Source organism: Limnohabitans sp. (assembly GCF_044361645.1).
In the GTDB taxonomy this organism is placed as follows: Bacteria; Pseudomonadota; Gammaproteobacteria; order Burkholderiales; family Burkholderiaceae_C; genus Limnohabitans_A.
Window position 1 is genome coordinate 47,016 of record NZ_JBIKIL010000002.1, and the last position, 26,039, is coordinate 73,054.

Annotated in this window: 23 protein-coding genes, 2 tRNA genes and 2 pseudogenes; 11 read left to right on the forward strand and 16 right to left on the reverse strand. The window is 56.4% G+C overall.

The window, feature by feature from the left end:
• Positions 1-371 precede the first annotated feature (371 nt).
• Positions 372-1,199: a flagellin gene (locus ACIQ39_RS00620; RefSeq protein WP_396432669.1), complete on the forward strand. Its 828-nt coding sequence runs from the start codon at positions 372-374 to the stop codon at positions 1,197-1,199.
• A 376-nt stretch (positions 1,200-1,575) separates the two neighbouring features.
• On the opposite strand, the gene ACIQ39_RS00625 is transcribed toward ACIQ39_RS00620, so the two are convergent.
• From ACIQ39_RS00625 to uvrC, 13 genes and pseudogenes are all read right to left on the reverse strand, one after another.
• The gene (locus ACIQ39_RS00625; RefSeq protein WP_396432670.1) at positions 1,576-2,127 is read right to left on the reverse strand and encodes a tripartite tricarboxylate transporter substrate-binding protein; all 552 of its coding nucleotides are present in this window, start codon (positions 2,125-2,127) and stop codon (positions 1,576-1,578) included.
• A 269-nt stretch (positions 2,128-2,396) separates the two neighbouring features.
• Positions 2,397-2,585: pseudogene (locus tag ACIQ39_RS00630) on the reverse strand (hypothetical protein); the annotation flags it as partial.
• A 118-nt stretch (positions 2,586-2,703) separates the two neighbouring features.
• The gene (locus ACIQ39_RS00635; protein WP_396432671.1) at positions 2,704-2,994 is read right to left on the reverse strand and encodes a CcdB family protein; all 291 of its coding nucleotides are present in this window, start codon (positions 2,992-2,994) and stop codon (positions 2,704-2,706) included.
• Entirely contained in the window at positions 2,982-3,236 is a 255-nt protein-coding gene (locus ACIQ39_RS00640; protein ID WP_396432672.1) for a type II toxin-antitoxin system CcdA family antitoxin, read from the reverse strand. Before ACIQ39_RS00640 ends, ACIQ39_RS00635 begins: the two co-directional genes overlap by 13 nt.
• Positions 3,237-3,302: 66 nt before the next feature.
• On the reverse strand, positions 3,303-3,476 hold the full coding sequence (locus ACIQ39_RS00645) for a hypothetical protein (protein WP_396432673.1): 174 nt from the start codon (positions 3,474-3,476) through the stop codon (positions 3,303-3,305).
• A gap of 118 nt (positions 3,477-3,594) precedes the next feature.
• Positions 3,595-3,732: pseudogene (locus ACIQ39_RS00650) on the reverse strand (IS630 family transposase); the annotation flags it as partial.
• Positions 3,733-3,816: 84 nt separating this feature from the next.
• Positions 3,817-3,892: transfer RNA gene (locus ACIQ39_RS00655), tRNA-His, on the reverse strand.
• Between the two features lie 57 nt (positions 3,893-3,949).
• Entirely contained in the window at positions 3,950-5,863 is a 1,914-nt protein-coding gene (locus ACIQ39_RS00660; protein WP_396432674.1) for a SurA N-terminal domain-containing protein, read from the reverse strand.
• 61 nt (positions 5,864-5,924) lie between these two features.
• A tRNA-Val gene (locus ACIQ39_RS00665) sits at positions 5,925-6,000 on the reverse strand.
• Positions 6,001-6,014: 14 nt separating this feature from the next.
• On the reverse strand, positions 6,015-6,287 hold the full coding sequence (locus ACIQ39_RS00670) for an HU family DNA-binding protein (RefSeq protein ID WP_396432675.1): 273 nt from the start codon (positions 6,285-6,287) through the stop codon (positions 6,015-6,017).
• A gap of 283 nt (positions 6,288-6,570) precedes the next feature.
• Positions 6,571-7,656 (reverse strand): tartrate dehydrogenase, encoded by a 1,086-nt coding sequence (locus tag ACIQ39_RS00675; protein WP_396432676.1) that lies wholly within the window; start codon positions 7,654-7,656, stop codon positions 6,571-6,573.
• A gap of 193 nt (positions 7,657-7,849) precedes the next feature.
• Entirely contained in the window at positions 7,850-8,419 is a 570-nt protein-coding gene (pgsA, locus tag ACIQ39_RS00680; RefSeq protein WP_396432677.1) for a CDP-diacylglycerol--glycerol-3-phosphate 3-phosphatidyltransferase, read from the reverse strand.
• A 54-nt stretch (positions 8,420-8,473) separates the two neighbouring features.
• Positions 8,474-10,468, reverse strand: a complete 1,995-nt coding sequence (gene uvrC, locus ACIQ39_RS00685) for an excinuclease ABC subunit UvrC (RefSeq protein ID WP_396432678.1) — start codon at positions 10,466-10,468, stop codon at positions 8,474-8,476.
• A gap of 98 nt (positions 10,469-10,566) precedes the next feature.
• On the opposite strand from uvrC, the gene earP reads away from it, so the two are divergent.
• Together earP and ACIQ39_RS00695 are read left to right on the forward strand one after the other, a co-directional pair.
• On the forward strand, positions 10,567-11,670 hold the full coding sequence (earP, locus tag ACIQ39_RS00690; RefSeq protein ID WP_396432679.1) for an elongation factor P maturation arginine rhamnosyltransferase EarP: 1,104 nt from the start codon (positions 10,567-10,569) through the stop codon (positions 11,668-11,670).
• 649 nt (positions 11,671-12,319) lie between these two features.
• On the forward strand, positions 12,320-12,928 hold the full coding sequence (locus ACIQ39_RS00695) for a type II secretion system protein (protein ID WP_396432680.1): 609 nt from the start codon (positions 12,320-12,322) through the stop codon (positions 12,926-12,928).
• Positions 12,929-13,054: 126 nt separating this feature from the next.
• On the opposite strand, the gene ACIQ39_RS00700 is transcribed toward ACIQ39_RS00695, so the two are convergent.
• The gene (locus ACIQ39_RS00700; RefSeq protein WP_396432681.1) at positions 13,055-13,312 is read right to left on the reverse strand and encodes a hypothetical protein; all 258 of its coding nucleotides are present in this window, start codon (positions 13,310-13,312) and stop codon (positions 13,055-13,057) included.
• 262 nt (positions 13,313-13,574) lie between these two features.
• Between ACIQ39_RS00700 and ACIQ39_RS00705 the strand changes: the two genes are divergently transcribed.
• The 8 genes from ACIQ39_RS00705 to ACIQ39_RS00740 all read left to right on the forward strand — a co-directional run bounded on the left by ACIQ39_RS00705 (position 13,575) and on the right by ACIQ39_RS00740 (position 24,748).
• Entirely contained in the window at positions 13,575-14,021 is a 447-nt protein-coding gene (locus tag ACIQ39_RS00705) for a toxin co-regulated pilus biosynthesis Q family protein (RefSeq protein ID WP_396432682.1), read from the forward strand.
• 88 nt (positions 14,022-14,109) lie between these two features.
• A complete protein-coding gene (locus ACIQ39_RS00710) occupies positions 14,110-15,717 on the forward strand; it encodes a hypothetical protein (RefSeq protein ID WP_396432683.1) in 1,608 nt (535 codons plus the stop codon).
• Between the two features lie 5 nt (positions 15,718-15,722).
• Positions 15,723-17,126, forward strand: a complete 1,404-nt coding sequence (pilO2, locus tag ACIQ39_RS00715; RefSeq protein WP_396432684.1) for a type 4b pilus protein PilO2 — start codon at positions 15,723-15,725, stop codon at positions 17,124-17,126.
• 719 nt (positions 17,127-17,845) lie between these two features.
• Positions 17,846-19,570: a GspE/PulE family protein gene (locus ACIQ39_RS00720; RefSeq protein WP_396432685.1), complete on the forward strand. Its 1,725-nt coding sequence runs from the start codon at positions 17,846-17,848 to the stop codon at positions 19,568-19,570.
• 9 nt (positions 19,571-19,579) lie between these two features.
• Complete coding sequence (locus ACIQ39_RS00725; RefSeq protein WP_396432686.1) at positions 19,580-20,659, forward strand: hypothetical protein; 1,080 nt, start codon at positions 19,580-19,582, stop codon at positions 20,657-20,659.
• 21 nt (positions 20,660-20,680) lie between these two features.
• Positions 20,681-23,194 carry a prepilin-type N-terminal cleavage/methylation domain-containing protein gene (locus ACIQ39_RS00730; protein WP_396432687.1) on the forward strand — a complete coding sequence of 838 codons (2,514 nt, stop codon included), beginning with the start codon at positions 20,681-20,683 and terminating at the stop codon, positions 23,192-23,194.
• A gap of 129 nt (positions 23,195-23,323) precedes the next feature.
• Positions 23,324-23,827, forward strand: a complete 504-nt coding sequence (locus tag ACIQ39_RS00735; protein ID WP_396432688.1) for a lytic transglycosylase domain-containing protein — start codon at positions 23,324-23,326, stop codon at positions 23,825-23,827.
• Positions 23,828-23,944: 117 nt separating this feature from the next.
• Complete coding sequence (locus ACIQ39_RS00740; RefSeq protein ID WP_396432689.1) at positions 23,945-24,748, forward strand: prepilin peptidase; 804 nt, start codon at positions 23,945-23,947, stop codon at positions 24,746-24,748.
• A gap of 203 nt (positions 24,749-24,951) precedes the next feature.
• Here the strand turns inward: ACIQ39_RS00740 and ACIQ39_RS00745 are convergent, their stop codons facing one another.
• Together ACIQ39_RS00745 and ACIQ39_RS00750 are read right to left on the reverse strand one after the other, a co-directional pair.
• Complete coding sequence (locus ACIQ39_RS00745; RefSeq protein WP_396432690.1) at positions 24,952-25,266, reverse strand: hypothetical protein; 315 nt, start codon at positions 25,264-25,266, stop codon at positions 24,952-24,954.
• A 232-nt stretch (positions 25,267-25,498) separates the two neighbouring features.
• On the reverse strand, positions 25,499-26,039 hold a 541-nt coding region (locus ACIQ39_RS00750; protein ID WP_396432691.1), incomplete at its 5' end, for a hypothetical protein.

The window sequence follows — 26,039 nt, forward strand, 5'->3', positions numbered from 1 at the left end:
ACTGAATACACGGTGAAATTTAATACGGCCAGAAGGCTAACCAATTTGTACCATCCCCCGATCAGCGACTTCACTGCACGCGGGCGATGTTAACCAAGGGCATCGGGACACGGTGAATCACGGGCCTTGCCATTTATGACAAAAGATGGGGCGATGACTTAAAACGCGAGGGGTGGCAGAAAACGCGTGAAATGACAAAAGGCGAAAGGAACGAGAACCACGAGGGTTGAGCAGACTGCTCAACCGCATCCTCGGACCGCATAAAAGGCGGTCGTTGGACCTATTCAAAAAAATTTCTTCAAGGCCCTCAAGTTCGGCGATTTGAGACCGATGCTAGTTCTGTACGTTTTTAACATACGAGGAATGTCATCATGACTATCGTCAACTCCAATTCCCAGGCCATCAAGGCCCAAAATGCCCTCGTTCAAAACAACCGTCATCTGAGTCAGACCATGGCTCAGCTGTCCACTGGCACGCGCATCAATTCAGCGGCCGACGATGCCGCAGGTCTTGCCATCAGCAACCAACTCACCACCCAGGTTCGCAGCCTCAATGTGGCCGTGCGCAACACCAATGACGGCATCTCCATGATGCAAACAGCCGACGGTGCCGCTGGCGGAATTCAAAACATGCTGGTTCGAATGAAGGAATTGGCAGTGCAAGCGGCCAACGACACCAACAGCACAGATGACCGAAATGTCTTGAATGCCGAGTTTTTGGAGCTTGAAGAACAAATCCGCAACACTGTGGCCAACACCACATGGAATGGTATGAATTTGCTCGATGGCACTGTGGGCGACTCTGGCAGCGTGGGCTACCACGTTGGTGCTGCTGCCAATGACAAGGTGGCTGTGATCTATGCAAATTTTGACTTGGCAGCTCAACCCTTGACCACCACCCGAGCCATTGACACCCGTGAAGACGCAACTCAAGCCCTGACGTCGATTGATGGTGCGATTGTGCAAATCAACAATGCACGAGCCACATGGGGCGCCGCGATGAATCGATTGGTTCATGCCGGGGACAATGCCGCCAACATCTCGATGAATCTGTCAGAGTCCAACAGCCGCATACTGGATACCGACTACGCCCAGGCCACTGCCGAGTTGGCTCGATCGATGATTTTGAATCAAGCGGGTTCTGCCATGTTGTCACAAGCCAATCAACAGTCTTATTACGTTCTGGCACTGCTCACCTGACACCCTCTGGTACCCGCTGATTGAGCTTGCACACAATTGAAGGCGCAGCTGCGGCACCTTGCAGCTGGGTGGATTTCAGCATCAAAAACGCCCAAGCCACGTTCTGCAAGCGCTTGGCGTCGCGTTTCGGGCGGGTGTCCTCGCCCAGAATGGCAAAGATTGGCCCGAATGAAAAAGACAGCCCCAAAATATTGGGGGGTCTGTGGGGACGATGGCTTGTTGCCGTAAAACCAAGCGCCTTGCTGACGAGCCGACTCCAGGCCTGACGAGGGTTTTGCGGTTTTGCCGTTTTGCCGTTTTGCTTGAAGCCGCCAAACGGGGTGAGTTTTGAAAACCGCCGCCAAAAGCGATGCGCTTTGGCGGCTTCACTCAGCCTTCATGAGTCGGCCTTGAAGCCAAGGGCTGACACCAAACGCCGCGCCATTTCTGAGTCTTCGGCAAGACGACGCGTGTGCTCGGCCGTGATGCTGGCCTCCAGGTTGGCGGCCAAGGGAGTCACAAAATCTCGAACGTCTTGCTGGCTCATGGCTTGGCGCAGCGCCGCATTGAGGTTTTGCTTGACCGCCTCGCTGACCCCGGCGGGTGCGAAGAAACCGAACCATTCGCGCACCAGCAATTCGCCAAAACCTTGCTCGCGGTAAGTGGGCACATCGGGGGTGAACACGGCCCGGTCGGGGCCTGAGGTGACCAAAATTCGGATCTTGCCGCCTTTGTGGTGTTGCACCCAGTCACCCAGAGGCGATGACATGCCCGCCAGCTGCCCGCCCAAGACTTGTGGAATGGCGGGGCCAGATCCGGCAAAAGGAACGTTGGTGATTTGAAAGCCACACTCATGTCGCCAAAGGTCTGGTCCACCACCAAGACCTTGCGCACGACGGGTGCCTGCTCGGCACCACCGTGGATTGCCACGTCGCTTCGCTCCTCGCAATGACGGGCTAGAGAGGTCCCGTCATTGCGAGCACCACTCTCGTCATTGCGAGCGCCACTCCCGTCATTGCGACCGCGAGCCTGCGTGGCGGGAAGCAATCCATCCCCGCCCCCCTCCCCAGCATGGTTGTACTTACTCAACCCATGCCGCAACACCAAGCCCCGCGCCCGCGCCACATCCCCCGCCACGCCCGCCAGCTCATCCGCATCACCCGCCAACAAAGCCTCCAGCGCCGAAGGTTGCGTGCTGTCGTAGTAGATGCCCAGCTCGTCCGCCACCAAAAACAAAGGCGGAAAACGCTCCCCCGTGCCAAACGACCGCAAAAAACCGTCCTCGGCCCGCAGCAGCGGCAAGCCCAACTGTCGTGCCAGCCGTTCGGCCTTCAAGGCGCTGGGCTTGCGCCCCCAAGCCAACACCGCTTGGGCCGGTGGGCCTGCCACCAGCTGCGCTTGCAGCATGGGGCCCAACAGGGTTTGTCGGCGCAGCGCAGCACTGCTCAACAGAAACTGAAAACGATCAGCCAAAAAGTTGCCTATACAGAACCCAGGCCAACCACACTGCTCAGCAAGGCCAAAACTACACGCCCGCCATCAGCACATCAACCGCGCGGCCAATGCGATCGCCCTGCTCTGCCACGCTGCCTGCACGGCGCAAGCTTGCGCGCCTAACGGCCGCAATCAGGCGAGTGGCCAGCACCAGGTGCTGGCCATCGTGCAAAACTTCTGGATTCAAGTCTTTGACTGCCGGGTAATCAACCAACAAGGGAATCACCACCACCGCAGGGTCGGGTGGTAACAGATCACTCTCGACCACCACCATCTTCACGCCGTTGTATTCGGCTACGTCGTATCTTTTTAGGCTTTCCACGATTGGCCTCCGGGCGCACTCAGGATGTCGGCCAGCGGATGTCCATGGCGCTCGTGCCAAGCTGCTTGCGCAGCAAAAGCCTCGTTGTTTTGCTTGAGCCATTGCGTCTGGCGTGCAGTGGCCACCGCGCTCTTGAGTGCCGCTTCAGCCACTGCAGACACGTTGATCTCCAGTGCCTTGGCACCATCCAGCAATTCAGCATCCAGGCTGAGCGAGGTTTTGCGTTTAAGAACTGATGCCATTTTTGCACCTCAAAATAATACCGCTTAAATATACCGCATTAATCCCAAAAGTGCCGCCACTCACGCTCAACCGTCCACCCCAAACAAATCCCGGCTGTACACCTTGCTGGCCACGTCGCTCAAATGGGGGCTCGGCCGCGACTCCTCGTGCATGTCCTCTTTGATCGTGCGTTCCAGCACATTGGCCACATACACCACATGCGGGGTCAAATCCAAATGCCGCCACACTGGGCGGGCCACATCGTCTCCACTGAACACAAAATTGGATCGAATCCCATCTGCACACACCGTCTGGCTTTGTTCAAACGCGTACAGCCCAGTTAAAGCCAGTAGTTCATTCCATTAAAACCAATACATATTAGGCGACACCGAGGTCGAACTTGTTCCAACGAAACACCACTGGCGATGCATTGATCTTTGCTGTGCCTTTGAGGATGCGCTGTTTCAGATCGTCTTTGGATGTGACCCGGATGTGCCGCAGGAATGTGCGCGCCATTCACGGCTGTGTGTAAACAGTCTGCAAGAGCCCACAAAGCAAAAAGCCCAACCGGTGAGGGCTGGGCTTTTTGCTTGATTTACTTGGGGTGGCTGATGGGGCTCGAACCCACGACAACAGGAATCACAATCCTGGACTCTACCAACTGAGCTACAGCCACCGCAGAACGCAAATTATAGCCCGAAGAGCCAAGCTTTCTTGCCGCCTTGCTGCAGATTTACGAGCCATTGGGCGCTTTGGGTTTGGCCACCAAAAACTCCACTTTGAACTGTTCGCGCAGGTGCGCAAGATACGCTGCGGCCTCGGCATTGCCCAACAAGCGGGCAAATTGCTCACGGCTTTGCGCGTCTTGCTGCGCATTGAGCTCTGTGCGGGGCATCAGTTTGTTCACGCGCACCACGGCATAACCTTGCGCGCCCAAATCGACCCCCACAAGGGCGGGCAATTGAGAGGGGTTTGCACGCAAAGCCGCCTCCACCAGCAAGGTCGGCTGTGCAGGCGAGGTGTCACGCGAAATCACCAGCGCTGGGCCCAGTTTGGCCTGATCGGGTTGGCTTTGCCATTCGGTCAGTTTCTTTTGGCCTTCGGCTTTGGCCAACACCACCGCCTGCTCGCTCACATACAGGCTGCGCACCAAGTCTTTGACCTCTGCGAATGGCTGCACAGCAGCTGGGCGATGCTTGACTATGCGTGCCGACACCAAGGTCGTGCTGTTCACCTCAACGGCCGCGGTGTTGCGCTGCTTGCTCACAGAATCCTGAGCAAACAAGGCCTCCAACAGTTTGGGGTCGGCCAACACCATAGGTGTGCTGCTGGACGGTGTGCGCGTCACGTTTTGAGCTTGTTGAACGGTCAGTTTCAACTGATCGGCCACAGGCTTGTAGGTATCGGCCAACACATAAACGCTGTCGCTGAAGGTTTCTGCAGACTCCGCAAACTGCCGCTTGGCCAGTTGGTCGCGCAAATCAGCCTCTAACTGTGCACGCATGCTCTCTAGGCTGGGCGCAGCAGGCGCTTTGATGTCGGTCAGCTGGATGATGTGGAAACCAAATTCAGACTCGACCACCGAACTGATGTCGCCTTTTTTCAGAGCAAACGCGGCTTCTTCAAACGCCTTGACCATGGCGCCTTTGGCAAAAAAATCGAGATCTCCCCCGTTGCTGGCTGAACCAGGATCGTCCGAATTGTCACGCGCCAACTGAGCAAAGCGACTGGGGTCTTTGCGCAAGTCGGCAAGCATTGCCTCCGCTTTGGCCCGCGCCTGGGTGCGCTCGGCTTGCGGCGCATCTTTCAAGGCTGTGACCAAAATGTGGCTGGCGCGGCGCTGCTCTTGCCCCGTCAATTTCTGCAAATTTTGTTCGTAATAAGTCCGAATGTCTTGCTCTGGCAGTTGGATGTTTTTGGCCAATGCCGCGGCTTCGAGCACCAAATACTCAACGTCCGCCGACTCTTGCGTCCGAAAACGCTCTGACTGCGATTTGTAAAAACTTTCCAGCTCGGCATCGCCAACTTGAACTCGTCCGACAAAGGTGAGAGGCTCAAATTTTTCGATTTGGACTTCACTGCGCTGCAAAAAGGCTTGCAAAGCAATGTCTGTTTGTTGCCGAGAGGCCAGGGCCGAGGTCTGCAAGCTGGACAACACCAGCTGACTGGACAAGTCACGGCGCACACGCGCTTCAAACATTTCGGTTGTCATGCCTTGGCCAGCGGCCAGTTGGCGATAGCGGTCCATGTCCAACTTGCCGTCGGGGCCACGCAAGCTGGCGATTGAGGGGTCTTGTTGCAAATAATTGGCCAACCTCTGGTCACTGGTGACGAGCAGTTGTTTGTCGGCGGCCACACCCATCAACCTGTCGTTCACAAGACGCTCCAAAGTGGCGTAGCGAGCCTCTGGCGAACCCAACAACTTGACGTCCAAGTTGGGCACTGCCGCACGGATTCTGTCCACCCCTTGCTGGTGCGCAGCGTCCCACTCTTGCTGGGTGATTTCCAGGCCAGCCACCTTGGCCACCACGGCACCTGTCTCGTTGTTGTTGTAGCCCTGAACGCCCAACAAAACAAACGAGGGGATGATCAGCAATACCAGCACACCCATCAGGATTCTGGAATTGTTGCGTATGGCGTCAAACATGTTCGAAGTCTCGGGTTAACAATGAAAAAGGCGAACCGGGGGTTCGCCTTGGATGGAGAGGTGGTGGGCGCTGACGGTCTCGAACCGCCGACCTACTCCGTGTAAAGGAGCCGCTCTACCAACTGAGCTAAGCGCCCTCTCACATGCGATTTCAGTTCAGTGCGTCTTTCAGACCTTTGCCTGGACGGAACTTGGGCACATTGGCTTTCTTGATTTTAATCGCAGCGCCCGTGCGGGGGTTACGGCCTGTGCGCGCAGCACGCTTGCCGACGGCAAAGGTGCCAAAACCCACCAAAGACACGGTGCCACCTTTTTTCAGTGTCACGCGCACTGCGCCCATGGTGGCTTCGAGAGCGCGACCGGCAGCGGCCTTAGACAAGTCAGCATGCTTGGCAATGTGTTCGATCAATTCTGTTTTGTTCACAAAAAACCTTTGGGTGTTGGTGCCGAAACAAGCCGGCGGTTGAGCTGAGAAGGGTATCAACAAAGCAAGTCTGTTGAAGCCGCTGGGTCAGGTTGTGCAAACCTGCTTGGATTAAATACAGACCTTATGGGTCTGTCAATCGCATCGAAGTCTGATTCGATGGTTCTAATTTTAGCCCTGAAATTTCAAAACTCAGCGCGTGGTTTGGATTTTTTGCACCCACGCCTGAGCGCAAGCCAAAAGGCTTTTGCGCGGCCCAGCGCAAGGCAACAAAAGCCACAGTCTACAAAGACTGCGCAATGGCCCGCCCCACATCCTCGGTGCTGGCCTGGCCGCCCAGGTCGGGCGTGCGCGGCGCGTGCTCACCTGCGGCCAACACCTTTTCAATGGCCGCCAATACCGCATCGTGCGCGTCTTTGTGGCCCAAAAACTCCAGCATCATGGCACCACACCAAATCTGGCCGATCGGGTTGGCGATGCCTTTTCCTGCAATGTCAGGGGCTGAGCCATGCACCGGCTCAAACAGCGATGGGAACTTGCGGTCAGGGTTCAAATTGGCGCTGGGTGCGATGCCAATCGTGCCGGTGCATGCCGGGCCCAGGTCGCTCAGAATGTCGCCAAACAGGTTGCTGGCCACCACCACATCGAAAAAGTCGGGGCGCTGCACAAAATGCGCGGTGAGGATGTCGATGTGGAACTTGTCCACCTGAATGCCTGGGTAGGCCTTGGCCATTTCGGCCACGCGCTCGTCCCAATACGGCATGGTGATGGCGATGCCGTTGGACTTGGTGGCGCTGGTCAGGTGCTTTTTGGGACGGGTCTGGGCCAACTCGAATGCAAATTTGAGCACGCGGTCCACCCCAATGCGGGTCATGATGGACTCTTGCATCACGATCTCGCGCTCGGTGCCGGGGAACATGCGCCCGCCCACGCTGGAGTATTCGCCCTCTGTGTTTTCACGCACGATGTACATGTCGATCTCGCCGGGCTGGCGCGCACTGCCATCGCGCCGCACCACCGGGGCGATGATGCCGGGCATCAAGCGCGCTGGGCGCAGGTTGATGTACTGATCAAACTCGCGGCGAAACAACAGCAGCGAGCCCCACAGCGACACATGGTCGGCGATTTTTTCGGGCCAACCCACAGCGCCAAAATAAATGGCATCGTGCCCGCCAATCAAGTCTTTCCAGTTGTTGGGCAGCATCTGGCCATGCTTTTCGCAGTAATCCCAGCTGGAAAAGTCGAAATGGTCAAAATGCAGATCGATGCCGAACTTGCGGGCGGCCGCGTCCATCACGCGCAGGCCTTCAGGCATGACCTCTTTGCCAATGCCGTCTCCGGGAATCACAGCGATGCGGTGCTTGCTCATAGATTCACTTTCTCATCAAAAAAACCAACCAGTGCTGCATGCGTGCTGCAGGCCTGCTGTGCAGCAAGCGGCCTGGGATTTGCCAATGCCAACTTCGCCGGGCCGGATCAAGAGCGAACAAGCCCACCCGCCAGATCCGCCAGATCAATTCCAACGCTGCGGCAAACGCCTGCGCTGAGGTCTTGGCCGCCACTCATTTCACGCGGGCTCGGATCTCGGGCAGCGCCTTTTGCATGTAATAAACCATGGACCACACCGTCAACACGGCGGCCAGCACAATCAACACCGCTCCCCAGGCGCGCGTGTCGATCACGCCAAACAGCGTGCCGTTGTAAAGCAAAAAGGGAATGGCCACCATCTGCACCGTGGTCTTGAGCTTGCCCACCATGTGCACCGCCACGCTCTTGCCAGCCCCAATCTGGGCCATCCACTCACGCAGCGACGAAATGGCGATCTCGCGGCCAATGATGATGAGCGCCACCAACACGTTCACCCGGTCCATTTGCACCAGCATCAGCAAAGCGGCGCAGACCAAAAATTTGTCGGCCACCGGGTCCAAAAAAGCACCAAAAGCCGAGGTTTGGTTGAGTGTTCGGGCCAAAAAACCATCCAGCCAGTCGGTGAAAGCAAACAGCACAAACATGACTGTGGCGATCAGGTTTTTCGTCTCGATGCTGAAACTGTCCAGGTAATAAACGCCAATGATCAGCGGAATCGCGACAATGCGCGTCCAAGTCATGATGGTGGGGATGGTGAAAAACATAAGCTCGATTGTGGCACGCGCATGTGACAGCAACGCGGCCAAGGCCACAGGCATTCAGTGCAAGGCGTTGTAAATGCTCTCGGCCAACTCGCGGGAGATGCCCTCCACCCCCAGTAAATCCTCCACGCTGGCACTCTCCACCCCGCGCACCCCGCCAAAGCGCTGCAGCAACTTGGCGCGTTTGCGGGGGCCGATGCCGGGAATTTCTTCGATCTTGCTGCCGCCCATGCGCACCTTGGCGCGTTGGGCCCGCATGCCGGTGATGGCAAAGCGGTGCGCCTCGTCGCGAATTTGCGCCACCAACATCAGCGCTGCCGAGTCTTTGCCCAAATAGACTTTCTCGCGGCCATCGGCAAACACCAGCTCCTCTAAGCCCACCTTGCGGCCCTCGCCTTTTTCCACCCCCACGATGCGCGACAAATCCAGCCCCAGTTGGGTGAACACCTCGCGCGCCATCGACACCTGCCCCTTGCCACCGTCGATCAACACCAGGTCGGGCAAGCGGGCCGTGCCCTCGTCCGAGCCGTCCTGTGATCGGAGTGCCTCGGCCAATTTGCCGTAGCGGCGCATCAACACCTGGCGCATGGCGGCGTAATCGTCGCCCGGCGTGATGCCCTCGATGTTGTAGCGCCGGTACTCGCTGCTTTGCAGCTTGTGCTGGCGAAACACCACACAAGACGCTTGTGTGTTTTCACCCGCTGTGTGGGAGATGTCAAAACACTCGATGTGCAAGACATCCAGGTCGTCCGGTGCCAAGTCCAGCGCATCGACCAAGGCCCGGGTGCGGGCTTGTTGCGAACCCTCTTCGGCCAGCAGCCGGGCCAGTTGGATGTCGGCGTTTTTCTCGCTCATCTCCAGCCACACCCGGCGCTGCTCACGCGGCTTGTGTACGGCCGCAATTTTGTAACCCGCTTGCTGCGACAAGGCCGCCAGCAAGCTGTTGTCCACCGCCACACTGGTGATCAGCGCGGCCGGCACCGGAATGCCAATGTAGTGCTGCGCTAAAAAGGCCTCGAGCACCTGCACCTCCACAGGCACTTGGGACTGCTCGTCGTCCAAGGTCAACAAGGCATGGGCGTCTTCCACATGCGCCGGAAAATACGCCCGGTCGCCCAAATGCCGACCGCCACGCACCATGGCCAGGTTCACGCAGGCGCGACCGCCCTGCACCCGCACTGCCAAAATGTCCACATCGGTGTCGGTGCCCGTGTCCACAGACTGCTGGTGCAACACCCTCGACAGCGCCGTCATCTGGTTGCGCACTTCGGCCGCTTGCTCAAAGGCCAGCCGCTCGGCGTGCGCCATCATGCGCGCCTCCATCTCTTGCAACAGCGCCTGGGTCTCGCCCTTCAAAAAGCGCTCGGCATGCTGCACATCGTCGGCATAGGCCTCGGGTGAGATGAGGTTCACACAAGGGCCCGAGCAACGCTTGATCTGGAACAGCAAACACGGCCGCGTGCGGTTGACAAACACCGTGTCCTCGCAGGTGCGCAGGCGAAACACCTTTTGCAAGAGCTGGATGGTTTCTTTGACCGCCCAAGCACTGGGAAAGGGGCCAAAGTAGCGGTGCTTTTTCTCCACCGCGCCCCGGTAATAGGAAACTCTGGGGAAGCTTTGTGCGTCAGGCGCATTGGGCGCATTGGGCGCATTGGCCGAATTGGCCGCCTGTGCCCCAGCTGTAGCCTGAGGCGTTGGCTTCAACCACAGCGTGCCCTTGCCCGAGAGCTTGAGGTAGGGATAGGTCTTGTCGTCCCGAAACAAGATGTTAAAGCGCGGGCTGAGTGACTTGATCAGGTTGTTTTCCAGCAGCAGCGCCTCGGCCTCAGAGCGCACCACGGTGGTCTCCAGGCGCGCGATCTTGCTGACCATGTGGCCGATGCGTGTGCCGCCATGGTCTTTTTGGAAATAACTCGACACCCGCTTTTTGAGCTGCTTGGCCTTGCCCACATACAGCACCTGGCCCTGCGCATCAAAATAGCGGTAAACCCCCGGCAAAGCGGGCAGCGCCGCCACCTGGGCCAGCAAAATCTCGTCGTGAACAGCGGTCATGGCGCTTATTGTCATGGATGGCTCAAGCAAAAGCCGATTCCCCCAGCAAGCAGGCCCCTGTGCCGCCCTGCAGCCTGACACCCGGCGACAATCCACACATGCCAAACAAGCCCATCTGGGACATTTTTTGTACCGTCATCGACAACCACGGCGACCTGGGCGTGTGTTGGCGACTGGCCCGGCAACTGGCCGACACAGGCCAAAGGGTGCGCCTGTGGGCAGACGATGCCACGGCCCTGCACTGGATGGCCCCAGCCCAATGGCAAAGCCAATGGCCCGGCATCCAAGTCTTGCCCTGGGACCAAGCCAGCAACACCGCACTGCTTGCGGCCCTGCCCCCCGCAGACGTGTGGATCGAAGCCTTTGGCTGCAAGCTGCCCGAAGCCTTTGTGGCCCACGGCGTGGCCACACGCACTGCGCCACCGCGCTGGATCAACCTCGAATACCTGAGCGCCGAACACGGGGTCAGCCGCCTGCACAGCCTGCCCTCACCGCTCATGAGTGGCCCAGCCAAAGGCTGGACCAAACAATTCTTTTACCCCGGCTTCACAACGGGCACCGGCGGTCTGCTGCGCGAGCCCGACATGCTGGCCCGTCAACACAGCTTTGAAGCCACCGGCCAACGCAGCAAGTGGCGCGCGCAGCACGCGCCCGCACTGGCACCTGGCGGCCTGTTGATCAGCCTGTTTTGTTACGAGCCTGCCGCCCTGACACAGTTGCTCAGGCAGCTGGTGGGCACACCGCACCACCTGCTCGTCACCCCCGGCAGGCCCCTCGCCGCCGTACAGCAGGCTTTGCAAAGCATGCCCGTGCAGCCCCACTGGAGCGCCCTGCCCTACACCGACCAAAACGGTTTCGATGAAATGCTGTGGGCCTGCGACCTCAATTTTGTTCGCGGCGAAGACTCGTGGGTGCGCGCACTGTGGGCGGGCGCACCCATGGTGTGGCAAATTTACCCCCAAGACGACAAGGCCCACCATGCCAAGCTCGAAGCCTATTTGGCTTGGCTGCAAGCCCCAGACAGCTTGCGCCAAGCGCACCGCGTGTGGAACGCCACCGCACCCCACTGCGCCACCCTGCCCCTGCTGAGCACCCACCTGAGCGACTGGGTCAAGTGCCAGCAAACAGCGCGCCAACGCCTGCTTTGCATGCAGGATTTGTGCTCGCATTTGATGCAAGACAGCCGCACACGCCCCCATTGATCTGGCCCTGTGCAGTTTGCAAAGCACGCACTCAAGCCGCTTTTTTCACACACCGCCCTGCAGCTCTCTCACCCCGGGGCTTTTTTTGCTGTCATGCCGGGCTTAGTCTTGCCATCCCGCGCTTCGTCTTGTCATGCCGGGCTTCCTCTTGTCACGCCGCGCTTCTTCTTGCCATCCCGGGCGCAGACCCGGGATCACAGCGCAGCACAGCCCATGCACAAAATCAGCTGCACAAACGGCTTGCCGCCGCTCAGCGGGCCAACTCAAAACGCCAGCACGGCACAAGCCCAATCCCCCCCCCATGACAAAACGCCATCGTGCTGGTTCTGCAATGCAGCACCTCCAAACCCACAAAATTAGTCAAAAATATCAATTTTTTGCTTTCAAACCCTTAAAAAGCAAGGGCACTCACGGGCAATGACAGCCCGAATAACCCTAAAAAAAGATGCAAAGAACCTGAATGCCAGTGAAATTACATTAAAGATACTTACTGTTACAAATAGTCGTTGACACATCTAAAAATTTAATCTTAAAATACCTATAAATCAAGAAAGGAACTCACAAAATTAACTTCCATGCAAAAATTAACAACCTCTTAACAAAAGCTTCTGCTTTACACTCCAATTTTTTCAATCATCGAAAGCATTCCATGCAAAACCAAATCAAAAAGACCCAAAGCGGTTACAGCCTGATCGAACTGTCCATCTCCCTGGCCATCATTGGCATCGTCATTGCCGGCTCCATCGTCGGCGTGACCAGCATCTTGCGCAGCAACAACGTCAACAAGACCGTTTCGCAAACCAACACCGCCACCAACAAAATTGTCGGCCGCTTGGCCCGCGACACCACTTACGTAAATGCCACCACCTTAATCTTGTCTGCCGACAACCAAGAAATCTGGGAGGCACCTCAAATCGTATCGGCTGGAAACGTCCAGCACTTCTTCGGCAACAGGATTTTTGTGGCCCCTAACAAGGACACCTTGTTAACCACCGACAAAGAGCAAGGCTATGTTTACACCCTCACGGGTGTGCCGCTTGCCGCTTGTAACGATCTGGTGGTTGGACTCGAAACCTTGGGTGTAGGCTTGTCGGCCATCAGAGAGGAAGCGCAAACAACAGCCCCTGAGACCTTGAAAACCGGTGACAGCCTGATCAAGGAGCCTGGAAAGCCTTTCTCTACCGCAAAGGCAACCAAAGCTTGCAATACGGGTGAAGGCCAATCAGTCACCATTTCGCTGTTTGTGCCACGCCGTTAATCACGCTTGACAAAAAATGGGTCAACCCATGAGAAATACCAACATTTTTTTATTGGGTTTGACCCTTTTTCTGCCCTCTTGGTCTGCTGCGCAAATGCGCGAAAACCAAGCCTACCCCATCACCGATTACTTCAGAATTACTGACGGGCGAACCCCCTCGGGCCCCGCCGTGCGGCCAGCCGCCGCCGATGCCAACGCCAACTCAAGCGCCAATGCGAGCGCAAAGGCAGTGCAGACCACTGCAGCACCGCCTGCTGCCGCATCTGCGCCGCCTGCAGTGCCATTGATGCCAATGATCGCTGCGCCCGCCTTGCCCAAGCCCGGCTCTTCAGCGCCACAGCCAGCTGCGCTGCCCGTGACACCTGTCGCAGCGCAGGTGTTCATGCCCCCACCAGCCCCATCGACAAGGTTGTCAGCACCAAATTCGGCGGGTGATTCGGCATTGCAAACAATGCGTGAAAACCAAACCTACCCCCTCACTGATTTTTTCAGAATCACGCAACAAGCCAACCCCACGAGCGCCCCCGCGCGGCCAGCTGCTGCCAACGCACCGGCTGATTCTTCCGCTCAGTCAGCGGCCTCAACGGCCTCAAACGCATCTACCGCCTCAAGCGCGATGGCAGCTCAGACCATTGCAGCGCCTGCAATGCCTTCAGCGCCAGTGACCGTTACACCCGCCTTGTCCAGCCCTAGCCCCAGCACCAGCCCCATTTTTATACCTCCACCGACAGCCGCGCTGCCGGTGATGCCCGCTGCGGCTCAGGCGCTCATGCCCCCAGTCTCATCGACGGCTGTGTCTAAGCCGAGTCCGACACCTGATTCGGCCATCCAAACATGGACCATTGATCGCAAAGACAAAACATTGTTTCGCACCCTGCGCCGCTGGAGTGAAGAAGCCAACTACCAACTTTTTTGGCAAATTGACCGCGACTTTCCCATCGAAGTCGAAATCGCCTTCAACACCACATTTCTCGATGCCGTGCACAACGTCATGAAAGGCGTGGCCATGTCCGATTACCCCTTGCAAGCATCGTTCAACCGCAACTCGCGCGTGTTGCGCATCAGCCGCCACCTGAGTGACAACCCGCAATGAAAGGCCTGGGCCTTTGAAATTGCAATGCCTTGACCTGCTCCCCATCACGAAGTCTCACTCCCTGACCGTCCTCACTTGGCACTGACCCATGACTCGACCTGCTTTCCGCCTCCTTTGGCCAACACTGCTGCTGCTCGCAGGCTTGCAAGCCTGCAGCACCCAAACTGAAAAAAACAACAATGTTTTTTTTGACAACGCTGAGTCGCGCAACCAAGAATTCCAAGCGGCAGCCCGCCAAATCAGGCCCCTCACGCCGCTCATGACCGAAGACACGTCGGTTCGCTTCACCTCTCGCTCCATCGGCTTGGAGAAAAAAGGCATCTTGCCACCGCACATCCAAAACATCACGGTGCGCTACCCAGGTCGGCACAATTTGGCCACCATTGCCGACATCTTGTCACGCACGCTGGACGTGGTCGTTTTGATGACCCCCGATGCGCTTTCGCCGCCCCAGGCTGCACCCACCGCAGTACCCGCTGGGGCCGCAAATGCCCCAGTCGACAACATGCTCAGATTGTCCAGGTTGGCGCAAGATGCCGGGGCTGCGCGCCTGAACTTGACCCCCGAGCAAGTCAACACCTACGAACTGAACTACGCCGGCTCGCTGGCCGGTTTGCTCGACAAAATTGCCAGCCAAGCCGATCTGAGTTGGTCTTTTGAAGACGGTCGCATCGTCTTTAGGCGCATTGTCACGGAATATTTTTTCGTCAAATCATTGCCCGGCGCGCTCAAAAGCACCAACACGTTCAGCGCCAACATGAGCGGCAGCTCATCCAAAGTCGACAGTGAAATAAGCGGCGACTTGTGGGAGGCACTCAAAGCCACTTTGCCCCTGCTCATGTCGCCGAGTGGCAAGTTTCAGCTGGACACCAAACTGGGCATGGTCACCGTGCGTGACTCGGTTCGCAACGTCAAAGAGGTGGCCCGCTACGTCGAGCAGCTCAACCAGTTGTTCATGCGGCAAGTCAATATCCAGGTCGAAATTGTGCAAGTCGACATGAACAACGAGTCGCAAAACGGCATCGACTGGGGAAACATCTCCCGCAGCCTGGCCAACAGCGCCACATTGCGCAGCAGCGGCCCCGCCTTCAACGCTGGCAGCACCACCTCGGGCAGCATTGGCTTGTTCAGGGGCGACAGCGAATTTTTGTTCAAGGCCTTGGAGCGTTATGGCCGCGTCAGCAACATGTATTCGGCGGTGGTCAACACCATGCACCGCCAACCCGTGCCCTTGAGCGTGTCCAACACCCGAACTTATTTGCGCTCCATCACCGCAGGCACCACGGCTGCCGCCACGCCGGGCACGGTCTCACCCGTGCAGACCGGCCCCACCCTGTCGGTGGCCGATCTGATCACGGGTTTCAACTTCAGCTTTGTGCCGGCCATCTTGGACTCCAACCGTGTTTTGCTGGAGTCTGCCATCAGCATCAGCGCCGCGCGTGAGCTGCAACAGTACTCAACCGGCTCTGGCTTTGGCCAAACGGTGATCCAGCAGCCCAATGTCGACAATTTTCAAAACGTTCAACGCGTGAGCATGGCCTTGGGTGAGACCTTGGTGCTGCTGGGCTACGAGTACGAAGAAGCACGCAACACCGTCACCGATGTGGTGCGCAACCAACTGCCGGGCTCTAGGTTGTCATTGCGCAACAAGAAAACAGTCATCATTTTGCTGACCCCCAGCCTCAGCGGTTCTTGAGCGCCATGAAGTCACTCACCAAAATCCAAAACAGTCTGCGCGCACTTGAGCTCAAGTTGGCACAGATCGCCAAGGTGGCCCCTGTTGCGACCGAGATGCCAGCGGCCAAGTCGGTGCAGGTGGGTGACCAACAATTTGTTTATGGCTTGGATTGGCGCTACTACGCCACAAGCACCGAGTTGCGCAAAACCCTGCTCGGCTGCTTGCACACCAACATCGACATCTACGCCACATCCAGCACCAATGACATGGTGGGCTTGGCACAGAGCCCTGACCCAGTAACGCTAGCCAAGACCAAGGGTCTGGGCAAAGCCAAAGGCAAGCCCCATGCCGCCGCACTGGTGATCGCCGACAATTTATCGCGTGGTGGCGTCGAGTTGTTTGTGTTTCAGTTTGCCGAAGACCTGTTTGGCATCACGGCACTGGAAGACGCCCGCCCCGTCAGCCAGTTTGACCAACTCGGCACCCGCAGCGACATCCTCACCCTGGTGGGGCAGTTCCAGTCGGAGCAGGCTGGTCAAGACTTTCGCCTTGTCGGCAACACGGGTGTGCTCGACAACGAAGTTCCTGCCGACATGGCCGAAGTGTTTTTTTCGCCAAGCAGTGCGGCGCTCATTCGGCAAGTGCCCAACTACCCGCGGCGTTTGCTCACAGGCCTTAGCGCGCTTTTGCTTGTCGTACTGGTCTCGCTCATTTGGGGGTGGGTCAACATCGAACAACTCAAAAAAGCCCAAGAAGAAAGAGACCGCAAGCAAAACCCTGACTTCATTTACGAAGAGAGCGTGGCCGCAGGCATGCAAGAGTTGAATGTGCCCGCTCAAACCCAGCTCAATGCATGGCGCAAAATCGTGCTGAACATCCCGGAATCGTCCAATGGCTGGGCTTTGAACAAAGTCATCTGCAAGCCAGGGGTTTGCGAGGCCTTGTGGGACCGCACATTTGGCAACTACCAAGACTTTGACGCTTCATCGCTGACCGGTGTCAGCAACACCGTGCACAGCCACCGCGATGGCGACCCTGCCCTGTCCAGCATACAAACCTCGTGGAATATAGCCAATCTTGCGAGCGCCCAACCCCCCTTGACGCGTGAAAAATTGCCAGAGCTGCTCCCACAGGTGCTCGCTTTGTCCAGCCAATTGCAAGACTTGGCTTTGATCGAGGACGGTCAAGTGCGCGTGTCAGGCACCGAACTGCACCCCAAATTACCGGGTTTGCAAGTGACCCAAATCACCAAACCCGTGGTCAAAGGCCAATGGTCTGTTCGCCATCACCTGTGGACCCTCGCTGACTTGGAGCTCAAAGGCGTGGCTTTGGTGACCGGCGAATTGCTGCTCGAACGCGACACAAAGTCAAATCAATGGATGTTCACGCTGAATGGAAATTATTATGCAAAAGGCCGCTCTTTTTAAACTTTTGGCATGGTCTTGCCTGACTTGCTTTGCGCACGGTGCCGCTCTGGCCCAAACAACTTTGGGTGAGATCATTGAGAAAACCAAACAAAGCAAACGCGACCAACTGCAAGCCCCAAGCACCCTACCCAAGCCTGTGGGCAGCGCTGACTTGTCGCCAGACCTGGGCTTGCCCAAACCGCTTGCCAGCCGACCCCGCTCGGCCGCAAACAATCCGCCGCAGATGCCTGCGCTGTGGTCTTTGAATGGCGTCAATGACCGCTGGGTGGCCGAGATTTGGTTCCAACAAGCCGTACACCGCTTCCCCGTGGTACCCGGCCAGGCGCTGCCAGGCGGCTGGCAAGTGCTTGACGGAGACGACAAAAGCCTGACCTTGACCAAAGGCAAACTGACCAAAACTTTGTACCCGCCAGCACCTGGCAGCACGGGGGCCGAATTTGCTCAGATTCAAAAAACAATGGGTCTCGAGGCGAGCATGATTTCGTTTGCCCGCGACATTCAGGCGGTCACCGGCCCCCTGTCTTCATTCGAGAGCCAGCCTGCGAGCCAGCCTGCCCCCAGCGCCGCTCCAGTTAGCGCAAACGCAAACGCAAACGCAAACCCAAGTCCAGCCGTCCAGGCGGCTGCCCAGTTGCCATCCAGCAACAAATAATCATTTTGCCGACAGCTTCAAAGACACCGCCAGCTCACCACGGTCAACGCACAGCCCCGAACTCACCATGACAGCCGCCATTCCTATCACCAGAGCCGCCGCAGGGCGTAACCTGGGCGATCTGAAATCGCTCGGTCACATCCAGGTCTTCAACGAGGTCCCCTCTTTTGAGGCGGTTTTGTCCCACGGCAGCCGCCCCGCCTTGCAGCTGCACCCCGACAAGCAAAACAGCATCTTGGTGGCCACCTTGGCCAACAAACGCTTCATCATCATCAGTTTGGTGCGCGAACAAGGCACACCCGTCTGGCTGCATGTGGCCAACCAAGCCAAACAATTGGGCTACACACCAGCCGGCGCTTACAGCTGCGCGCCTGAAATTTTGTCGCTCCTGGTCAGAGAACACGGCGACTCCAACGCCAGCCGCGACCGCAACCAAAAACAACAAGACAAAGAGGTTTTCGACAACATCATCTCGGGCTCCGAGCAAATCGAATGGTTTCGCCAAGAAATCAAGCTTTGCATGCAAATGGGTGCCACCGACATTCACATTGAAGCCCGCGGCGACATCGCGTCATTGCGCATCAGGCGCGACGGCATCATGCGCCTGATCCGGCAATACCCCACCGCCTTGTGCACCAAAGCCCTGGCCGCTTATTACACGCTGTTGGCCGAAGAACGCTCACGCTCCGAGGTGGCCTTCAATGTGCACAGCATTCAATCGGCCATGATCCCCCTGAAGATCGATGGCAAAGGCATCGCCTTGCGCTACCAAAGTCACCCCTCTGTGGGCGGGTACGAGGTGGTCATCCGAATTTTGAAGACCGACCAAAGCAGCCAGTCCAACCCGCTGAATCTGGAAAAACTGGGCTACACCAACGACCAAGTCGAAACCCTGTTCGAAGCCCTGGGCTCTTCGTCTGGCGGTGTGTTCATCGCAGGCATCACCGGTTCGGGCAAAACCACCACACTCAGCGCCATGCTGACCCGCTTGGCCAGTGAGGGCAACCGCAAAATCATCTCGATCGAAGACCCGGTCGAATACGTGGTGCCCGGTGTCTCGCACCTGTCCATCCAGCGCAGCGCCTCGGGCAGCCAGGGCAGCGCCACAGAAAATCCTTTTTCAGCCTCGATGATGGCGTTTTTGCGGATGGACCCCGACATTGGCATGTTTGGCGAAATCCGCGACGCCATCTCGGGCAGCATGGCCTACACCGCCATCCAGACCGGACACAAACTGTTGACCACCGTGCACGCCACCTCGGCCTTGGGTATCGTGGCGCGTTTGGCTTCACCGCAAATTGCCCTGCAGCGCAGCGACATCTGCACGCCCGAATTTTTCTCGGCCCTGGTCTACCAATCGCTGGTGCCGCTGAACTGCCCGCACTGCAATGTGGCCGCCAAAGAGGTCATGGACTTGGCGCATTTGAAACTCTATGAGCAGCACTTCAAGCTCGACCCGGACACCATGCGTTGCGCCAGCCACGAAGGCTGCGATCACTGCTGCCCGCCTGGCATAGAGAAAAACGTCACCGGACACAACGGCATCAAGGGCATGAAAGTCAGTGCCGAAGTCTTGGTGCCCGATGACGAACTGTGGGGCCTGCTGCGCCGCAACGAAGACCTCAAAGCGCGCGACTACTGGCGCAAGCAGCAAACCCACGGCTTCAACGACTCCAACATGCGAGGCAAACCCAGCTGGGGCCACACCTTGTACGACATGTCCTGTGGTCGGGTTGACCCTTATTACTTTGAGCACATTTTTGGCTCGCCTTCACAACTGGCCAAACGCTGAGCGGATGTCATGTTCAACCCCCTGAATTATTTCCTCAAGTCCGTGGCGATCAAGGCCCTGCGCAAAAACCGCGCTGACTTGTACTACGACATTGCCGCGTCTTTAGAAGACCGGGTGCCGCTGTTCACCACTTTTCGCAAACTGGAGTCTCGCGCGCGCACCCGCAACCCCGCTGAGGCCTTGGTGTACATGGACATGCTGCGTGCGCTGAGCAGTGGTTCATTGGCCAAAGCGCTTAAAAATCTTTCACCCAACAACGAGTTGCTGATGATCGATGCACTGCAAAGCGCGGGCGACAAAAGCATGGCCGAGGGATTGAAGTTCCTGTCGCAAACGGTTGAGAAAACCGATGCCATGACAGCGGCGGCGCGCAAAGCCATACGCTACCCCCTCTCGATGTTGGTGGTTTTTTCGGCCATGCTGGCCGGCTTTGCCACCCAAGTGGTGCCGATTTTGACCGGCCTGCTGCCCCCAGAAAAATGGCCGCTTTTGGGTCGAATTCTGTACTCAGTGTCACAAATGATCAGCAACTACGGGCTTTACATCGCCTTGGGTTTGGTGTCTGGGTTCGTAGGTTTCTTTTGGAGCTTACCGCGCTGGCACGGCAAATGGCGCACCCGTTTTGACCGGTTTTTGCCCTACAGCTTCTACCGCGACTTTTCGGGTGCGATGTTGGTGGTGTCGCTGTCCACCCTCATGCGCAGCGGCGTGTCGCTGCGCTCCTCGCTCGACCGGGCCTTGCTTTACTGCACCCCTTGGATGCGTTACCACATCCGGCAAATCTTGAAAACATTGGCACGCGCCAACACGGCCAATTTTGGCGAGGCCTTCAAAACAGGTTTGCTCAACCAGTATTTAGAAGACCGCGTGCAAGACGCCTCGGAGCGACGCAACCCGGTAGAGGCTTTTGTGCGCATTGGCACTGGCTCCATCGACCGCATCATTGACGAAATCAACCGCTCAGCGGCCAAAGTCAGCTCCACCATTTTGATGCTCTGCGGCATCATGCTTTTCATCATGATGGGCGGCTTTTTCAGCACCACCATGGAGCTACAGACCGGCATCAAAAACTCGGCCCGTGGCAATTAAATTTTTAACGTACAAACCACCATGAAGAACACTCAACACCAAAGCGGCTTCACCCTGTTGGAGCTCAGCATCACCGTGGTCATCGGCGGCATGATGATTTTGGCCATGATCCAAATGCAAACCTACCAAGCCCAGCTTGAAAAAGCACGGGCCGTTGCGCAAACTTACCAAAGGTTGAACCAGGCCGCAGGCACCTACATGGTCAACCATTACCCGAAGATTCTCGCGGTCTCAGATGCCTGCAGTGCCATGCCCGTTGTAGGGGCGACTTCGGGCTTGGCCATCCCGACATTGCCGAACGACTGTGGAGGCAATATTCGGATCACCGGTGCTATTGGCGCTCAAGAGGTGGCCGTGGCCAATTTGCGGCAACCGACCTTGCAAGAGCTGCGCGCTGCGGGTTATTTGGATGCCAATGCCGCAGGTGCCAACAACACCTTGCCCTTGCCAACCTTTTTCACAAGCGCGGGCAACCCCAATCAAATGGTTCATCGCGTGAACAACGTCCTTACCCCCATCAACCCCGGTTTTGCGGTGCTGATTAACAAACCCGACCAAAACAGCCGCGATCTGCGCAGTTTGGTCTTTAACTTACAGCCCTTTAATTTGGGCAACAACAACTTCGGCGGAGAGAGCTTGCTAAACCAAGTCTTGTTGGCTGCTGGCTCCGATGGCTTTTTGTCAGGGGGTGACGCTACGGGTAATCTGCGTCCGCAAGATGGCGGTGCTGTCAATGCGCCTATACCCAACCCTCTGAGGATCGCGGCCAACGCAGGCGCGCCCAATGTGTTTGCCATGCGCAATGGTTATGGCAGCTCAGGTTGGGACCAATATGTACGCCGAGATGGCCAAACACCATTAACTGGAAATTGGAACGTCAGCGGCGACAGCGACACATTATTCAACATCACGAACATCGGCAATGTCGGGGCGAACACCGTTACCGCCACAGGTCAAATCCAGGGTGGCTCCTTCAACACAGGCGGGACCATCAACGCCACGGGCGCCATCACGGGAGGCTCCATCAATACAGCAGGGGCCGTCACGGGGGGCTCCATCAATACAGCAGGGGCCGTCACGGGGGGTACGGGTGTGTTTGGCTCTTGGGACCCCTTGAACCAAATTCAAGCAGCCTTGAGAGCCACCACCGCTTACATACGAGACACCTTGACGGTCGGCACCCAACTGATAGTTACAGGTGACACCGATCTCAACACTTTGACGGCCACAGGGGCCACTAGGATTGAAAACACTTTGACGGCCACAGGGGCCACCACCCTTGCAGGTTTGACTGCGGGAGCCACCGGTGTCACCACTTTGACGGCCAGCGGGGCCACCACACTTGCAGGTTTGACGGCCAATAACACCAGCGTGGAAGATTTCCGTCTGCGCAATCAAGCCAAGATCGGTAACGTGTGCAATGCAGATACCCAAACCATCACACGAAATGAAGATGCCACAGCAGAAATTACACTGCTGTACTGTCTCAACGGAACTTGGCAGCCGACGACCAATCTGGCCAATGTCTACGATTTTATCAACGGGATCAACACCAACTTGAACACCATCAACGCCAACTTGAACACCACCAACACCAACTTGAACACCATCAACACCAATTTGACCAATTCAATCAACACGACCAACACCAACTTGAACACCATCAACACCAATTTGACCAACTCAATCAGCCAGCTAGACGCTGGCGTGTTGGACCTTCAAGGCAAGCAACTGAACTATGACCTCATCAATGTGCAATGGGACAGGGTCACTTCAGTTGGGGGGCCGTCCCAAAGCAAGGTTTGGAAAAAAACACCCTGGACCTGCAGCCCTGTCGGACAGTTGACCGCCACGGGAGTGGATGGCGTCAGACATCTCCAAAACGCATCGGGCAACCAGCTAACCACCACCTTCACCATGCCAATGGTGGTGGGCATTGACCAAAAACCGCTCAATGACACGCATGTGTTTGACTTCAGTTGCGTCTCGCAAAGTGAAGCTGCAACATACGGTGTCTCAAACAATGCGGCTTATTGGTACATTGGCATGAGTTCTGTGCAGATCAATTTACAGCGTGGCAACAGTTGCAGGCAAGGTCTGAGCACCACCCCCAATTTCTCTGATCGCCATTACATATTCCAAACCATGGCCGACATCGGCAGGCTGGACACTTCAGGGGCCTTGTTGGGGTCGATTTTGCAAGGTTACCCCAAAATAACTGTGAAAATGGGAGATTCTGAATACAAATCAGAAATCGGACTCCCAACCGGGGGTTATTCTGGAAAAAGGATTGTTTTATTGATTGACTCCACATGGAGTGTCAAAGTCAATCTCAACGGTGGGAGTGAAACGCTTTCAAAAGGCAGCTACGTCCTATACACACACAACGGAACACGCTGGAACAGGGAAACCACTGTACCGAGTCTCACAAGCAATTGCCAAGGTGTTCCACCTGCACCGCTCAATTTGGACAGTTACAACGAAGAACCCATGGCGGGTCGATTCATTGCTTTCATTAGAAATAAAGCTCCGTAAGCGGCGGCCACCCGTTGATTGGAATTCCGGCTGTGCAGGTTTGAACCCAGATGAAGTTCATCGGGTTCAGGTTGTGTTCAGCTTGGCATTGGATTGAAATCCCTTTTTTCACCCTCTTTGACTTTTTTTATGCATTGGTTGGTTTTGTCTGTCTGGCTGTTGCTCGCCCAAAACGTGCACGCGGCTTGCTTTGAGTTGGCCGCCCAGCGCTACCGGGTGCCGGTGCAGCTGCTCAAGGCGATTGCCATGCAAGAGTCGGGGGGCCGTGCGCACGCGGTCAACCGCAACTCCAATGGCAGTTACGACATTGGCATGATGCAAATCAACAGCTTTTGGTTGCCCAAGTTGGCCCGCCATGGCATCACACAGCAAGACCTGTTTGACCCGTGCGTGAGTGTCTTGGTCGGTGCCTGGGTCTTGTCTGACAACTTTGCCCGTTTGGGCTACAACACCCAAGGCCTGGGGGCTTACAACGCCAGCACGCCCTACAAGCGGGAGCGCTATGCACGTGCTATTTTGCGTCGATTGGGTCACAACACCCCGCAAACGCAAACGCAGCACCCCGCACCGCGCGGCACCCGGGCATCCACAGCCCCGGCTCACCATCCAAACAGCCACGCTCAACGCCCATGACACGACTTGGCATGCGGGTGTGCAGGCGCGCAATGCGGACACCCCGGCTTTGGCTTGGCCAGATGTGGCCACAAGGGCGACACACATCGGCCAGCCCTTTTCACCTGAAAACACCCCATGAGCTATGAATTAAGCCTTTTGCCCGCGCCACTGTGGCCTTTTTTGGCCGGCATTTTGGGGGCCATGTTGGGCAGTTTTTCAGGGGTGGTGGTTTACAGGTTGCCCATCATGCTGCTGCAAGAAAACCCCGGCATGAACCTGTCTTGGCCCGGCTCGCATTGTGGCCACTGCGGCCAAGCGCTCAAATGGTGGCACAACCTGCCCTTGTTCAGCTATTTGATTTTGCGGGGGCGCTGCGGCTTTTGCCAAACACCCTACAGCCCCACCAGTTTTGTGCTCGAGCTGAGCATGGCTGGCCTTTGGGCCGGCATGGTGGCTTACTTGGGCCCCAGCCCAGCGGCCTTGGCTTGGGCGGGGTTCTTCTCGGTGCTTTTGATTTTGTCTTTCATCGACTGGCAAACCATGCTCTTGCCCGACGCCCTGACCTTGCCTTTGATGTGGGCGGGCTTGCTGCTGGCCAGCTTGGGCCTGGGGCTGACCACGCTGAGTTTACAGCTCGCAGTTTGGGGGGCTGCCGGGGGCTACTGCCTGCTTTGGTTCGTGGCCTGGGTGTTCAAGCGGGTGCAAGGCGTCGAGGGCATGGGCCAGGGTGACCTCAAACTGATGGCCGCTTTGGGCGCCTGGTTGGGCCCATGGGCGCTGCTGCCCTTGCTGTTTGTCTCTAGCGCCTTGCACTTGGCCATGGCTTTGAGCTGCTTCAAAACCAAAAACCCCTTCCCTTTTGGCCCGGCCTTGGCACTGGCTGCGGCGCTGGTGTGGCTGGGCGATGGCCAAGACTGGTTTCGGCATTTGCTCAACTGACTGCGTGTGAGCTGCTGCCTGTTGATTCGGCCTTGAGCCATTTGCCATGGGCAACAAGCTCAAGTATTTTTTTGCATGCAGGCCTTGACTTGGCATGACAGAAATAAAAGGCAGTGATTGAACGGCTGACTTGACCGCGTCCACTTCAAACCAAACAGGGCCGACCCCATCAACCCTGATGCGCCTCATGGGTTCGGCCTTTTTTAATTGGTCTGGTTGGTCTGGTTGGCCTGGTTGACCTCTTCTTCTTGCATCATCAAAGCTTCTTTGACTTGCGCGATCATTTCGAAAGCCGGCTTAAAATTTTCGTCAATTTTTTGATATCTATCATCTCTACACTTAATTAGAGGAATTTTGTATTTCTGATGATCAACTTCGCAAATTTCATCAACCTCCCCCTTTTTGGCTGTTACAAAGTCTTTTAAAGAACTTTCTACTGCGTTGACACCCGGAAGCATCACACCAATTGCCGCAATGGCAACAATAATCAGTTTAACGGTGGTGGTGGTGGCGGACATTTGTCTTCTCCTAAAAAATGGATGGGCTCAGCCCAAGTTTCAAATTGAACAGACTGCAATGCATTGGTGCTTAAAAAAACACGCAACACATTGTAGTTTGAAATGCTTACTGCAGCAATCACTTTCAAAGAGTAAAATATGTTAAAAATACAAAATTACATATTTAAACAGTATTAAAAATTAATTTTGATTTCAATACTTTACTCATTTTTTTTCAAGTCACGGCTTAAAATCAAATAACAATGAACGCAGCAAAACGATTAGTATCAAAATCGTAAATTCGACCGAAGGTATCAAGTGGTTGACTTGGTACGCCCAGTTCAACACTGCCCTGAGGGATATCTGTACTGGGACTCCAATAGCCGTCAAAAGCGGCATCTGTCTTCCAACCTGGAATATTGGCACCTCCTAATTGCGTGCTTGCAGTGCTTGCCCACAAACCCAATAAACCTTCTAGATCAGTATTTGTATTTGGCTGAGGCAGGAAGGGAATAGTTGTACCATCAGGCATTACGGGTAGCAACACTGAATCCAATGTCAAGCCTGAACCATCGGGAATTGAGTAAGTACCATTGGTAAGTTCGAGGTCCCTCGCAACATTCAAACTCATCTTATCTTCAGTACCGATTGAACCATTGGGTGAAGTAGTGCCTTGTCTCTCATCCAAAACAAAATACCAATCATCCTTAAACAAGGTTCCGCGAATCAAAAGATGGTCGCCGTACTCAATCGCATCAACCCTGTAGTCTGAATTGGCAGTGCCTGCAGCACTC

What these genes read in the sequence shown, in the direction of transcription:
- ACIQ39_RS00695 (WP_396432680.1), top strand. Translation starts at nt 12,320, where the DNA reads ATGCAAAACCAAATCAAAAAGACCCAAAGCGGTTACAGCCTGATCGAA.
- ACIQ39_RS00710 (WP_396432683.1), top strand. Translation starts at nt 14,110, where the DNA reads ATGACTCGACCTGCTTTCCGCCTCCTTTGGCCAACACTGCTGCTGCTC.
- ACIQ39_RS00660 (WP_396432674.1), bottom strand. Translation starts at nt 5,863, where the DNA reads ATGTTTGACGCCATACGCAACAATTCCAGAATCCTGATGGGTGTGCTG.
- ACIQ39_RS00705 (WP_396432682.1), top strand. Translation starts at nt 13,575, where the DNA reads ATGCCTTCAGCGCCAGTGACCGTTACACCCGCCTTGTCCAGCCCTAGC.
- ACIQ39_RS00700 (WP_396432681.1), bottom strand. Translation starts at nt 13,312, where the DNA reads ATGAACACCTGCGCTGCGACAGGTGTCACGGGCAGCGCAGCTGGCTGT.
- ACIQ39_RS00740 (WP_396432689.1), top strand. Translation starts at nt 23,945, where the DNA reads ATGAGCTATGAATTAAGCCTTTTGCCCGCGCCACTGTGGCCTTTTTTG.
- pilO2 (WP_396432684.1), top strand. Translation starts at nt 15,723, where the DNA reads ATGAAGTCACTCACCAAAATCCAAAACAGTCTGCGCGCACTTGAGCTC.
- ACIQ39_RS00640 (WP_396432672.1), bottom strand. Translation starts at nt 3,236, where the DNA reads ATGGCATCAGTTCTTAAACGCAAAACCTCGCTCAGCCTGGATGCTGAA.
- ACIQ39_RS00620 (WP_396432669.1), top strand. Translation starts at nt 372, where the DNA reads ATGACTATCGTCAACTCCAATTCCCAGGCCATCAAGGCCCAAAATGCC.
- ACIQ39_RS00720 (WP_396432685.1), top strand. Translation starts at nt 17,846, where the DNA reads ATGACAGCCGCCATTCCTATCACCAGAGCCGCCGCAGGGCGTAACCTG.
- ACIQ39_RS00735 (WP_396432688.1), top strand. Translation starts at nt 23,324, where the DNA reads ATGCATTGGTTGGTTTTGTCTGTCTGGCTGTTGCTCGCCCAAAACGTG.
- pgsA (WP_396432677.1), bottom strand. Translation starts at nt 8,419, where the DNA reads ATGTTTTTCACCATCCCCACCATCATGACTTGGACGCGCATTGTCGCG.
- ACIQ39_RS00725 (WP_396432686.1), top strand. Translation starts at nt 19,580, where the DNA reads ATGTTCAACCCCCTGAATTATTTCCTCAAGTCCGTGGCGATCAAGGCC.
- uvrC (WP_396432678.1), bottom strand. Translation starts at nt 10,468, where the DNA reads ATGACCGCTGTTCACGACGAGATTTTGCTGGCCCAGGTGGCGGCGCTG.
- ACIQ39_RS00730 (WP_396432687.1), top strand. Translation starts at nt 20,681, where the DNA reads ATGAAGAACACTCAACACCAAAGCGGCTTCACCCTGTTGGAGCTCAGC.
- ACIQ39_RS00675 (WP_396432676.1), bottom strand. Translation starts at nt 7,656, where the DNA reads ATGAGCAAGCACCGCATCGCTGTGATTCCCGGAGACGGCATTGGCAAA.
- ACIQ39_RS00745 (WP_396432690.1), bottom strand. Translation starts at nt 25,266, where the DNA reads ATGTCCGCCACCACCACCACCGTTAAACTGATTATTGTTGCCATTGCG.
- earP (WP_396432679.1), top strand. Translation starts at nt 10,567, where the DNA reads ATGCCAAACAAGCCCATCTGGGACATTTTTTGTACCGTCATCGACAAC.